Source organism: Snodgrassella sp. CS2 (genome assembly GCF_050310315.1).
GTDB classification, from domain to species: domain Bacteria; phylum Pseudomonadota; class Gammaproteobacteria; order Burkholderiales; family Neisseriaceae; genus Snodgrassella; species Snodgrassella alvi_E.
Map to the genome: position 1 here is coordinate 1 of NZ_JBNPBA010000028.1, position 2,019 is coordinate 2,019.

The window sequence follows — 2,019 nt, forward strand, 5'->3', positions numbered from 1 at the left end:
TTAAGTAAAACAAGGTTAGTGATTCTGACAGTCGTTAGTCTGTTATTAGAAGGGTGTAGTATATCGGACTGGTATAATGGCTATTATGTTGAAAGATCATCAAGTAGTAGTTTTGATAAAAAAAGTGATGCTTATTATAATGCTGAATCGCCCCAAATGAAGGAGCTGAGAAGTAAAAATGATGCTTATTGCACAGAACTGTCGGAAAAGCCGGAAAATCGAGTAGCAAGAATAGGATTTCCAAATGGTGTATGGAATCAACCCATGTACGAGCAATGTATGGAAAAAAGAGGAACACCAACCTATGGAGCTTACGTTTCAGAGCAGGTGAAGAAAAGAGATGCTGAGCGCAGGGCAAGGGGTGAAATATTTTCTCCAAATATGTAATAACTGATTGTTTTATTGGCAACTAAATCAGAAGGCACTAGTATATCAAAATGATAGCAAATATACTGGTGCCTTTATTGTATTAGTACAAATGACAATTGTCATAATTCTTAACAATAATATGCAGACCAGCTAGTAATAAATGATTACGAAGGAAGTAAAGCATATTCAGCAGTGCATTACACCGATTTTGTGGGTAGAAGTCCGCTAATATTGTTTCGTAGTCAGTATACAATAGGAGGTAATCCACCTACAGGTGGTGTAGAAGATAAACCGTTTATGTATTCGCACAGTAGTTATTTTAGAGAAGTGCCGAAAAAAATATTGTTGGACGAAAAAGGTAGGAATATAGATGCAGACGGAAATCTGACAGGCAATAAACAAAATGATAATCCGTATTTAGATGAATTTAATAAAAAATGGATAAATGGTTCAAATCACAATATAAATACCAATAATCCATCTATACCAGTTTTAGTTAAGCCTAAGTGATCAACGAAAGGAGCAAAGTGTAATGAGATATTATAAAAATATAATAACAATAAGTATTTTTTCTTTGTGTTTAACTGGGTGTTATGAATGGGGTGTACGTTTTTGGAATGGAGACACACAAAGGCTATCTCCATCTGAAAAAAAAGCTAGTGAAGAGTGCTTCCAAGAGCTTGAATCCATTCCTGAACCTAAAGCATATATAGGTTCGAAAGAAATGCAGGATTGGTTAATCAAGGTATATATACCTGCTAAAAATGCTTGTATGAAAAGAAAAGGATTTTAATTTTTAAAAAATTTATAAACTATGAAAAAGTATAAAATGAATGCATTTTCAAATCATAGATATAATTCATTTATTTTGTTATATCGAGGTAGTTTATTTACATCAAATATTCAGAAATAGCTTAAATAGTAACTAATTAGCGGGCGCCAGTTTATCAAAGTGATAGCATATATACTGGTGCTTTTTATTGTATTAGTACAAAAAAGAATTGTCATATATTCTTAACAACAATATGCAGACCAGCAAGTAATAAATGATTACGAAGGAAGTAAAGCATATTCAGCAGTGCATTACACCGATTTTGTGGGTAGAAGTCCGCTGATATTGTTTCGTAGTCAGTATACGATAGGAGGTAATCCACCTACTGGTGGTGTAAAGATAAACCGTTTATGTATTCCCACAATAGTTATTATAGAGAAAAACCAAAAGATATTTTGGTAGATGAAAAAAAAGAAATATTGATGTAAATGGGAATCTAACTGGAAATATAATTAACGATAAACCTTATCGTGAAGAGTTTGAAAAAGCTTGGGAAAATAAAATAAATCATAATATAAACAAATATAATCCATCTTCACCTTTTTTAGTGAAACCTTCAAAAGCAATGAACGGAGTAAAGTAAATTGAAACTTAATCAAAACTTTATATTGATGGCTATTTTCTGTTTATGCATATCCGGATGTTATGAAGCAGGGGTGCGGTTTTGGAATGGTGGACCTTATATATCTAAAGCCGAACATAAAGCTCATAAAGAATGTTTTGAGGAATTGCGTACACTATCACGCCCAAAAAATGAATATGTAGGTTCGAAAGAAATGCAAGATTGGTTAGGTGAAATATATGGTCCTGCTGAAAGA

General features: G+C 32.7%; 4 protein-coding genes. All 4 read left to right on the forward strand.

From position 1 onward, the window contains the following. Nucleotides 1-387, forward strand: a 387-nt coding sequence (locus tag ACQP6D_RS11140) for a hypothetical protein (protein ID WP_427858260.1), incomplete at its 5' end; no start/stop codon positions are given. Between the two features lie 174 nt (nucleotides 388-561). Further along, entirely contained in the window at nucleotides 562-879 is a 318-nt protein-coding gene (locus ACQP6D_RS11145; protein ID WP_100152690.1) for a hypothetical protein, read from the forward strand. Nucleotides 880-901: 22 nt separating this feature from the next. Next, the gene (locus tag ACQP6D_RS11150; protein ID WP_370388086.1) at nucleotides 902-1,162 is read left to right on the forward strand and encodes a hypothetical protein; all 261 of its coding nucleotides are present in this window, start codon (nucleotides 902-904) and stop codon (nucleotides 1,160-1,162) included. Between the two features lie 623 nt (nucleotides 1,163-1,785). Further along, nucleotides 1,786-2,019: hypothetical protein (locus ACQP6D_RS11155; RefSeq protein ID WP_427858261.1), on the forward strand; the 234-nt coding region annotated here is incomplete at its 3' end.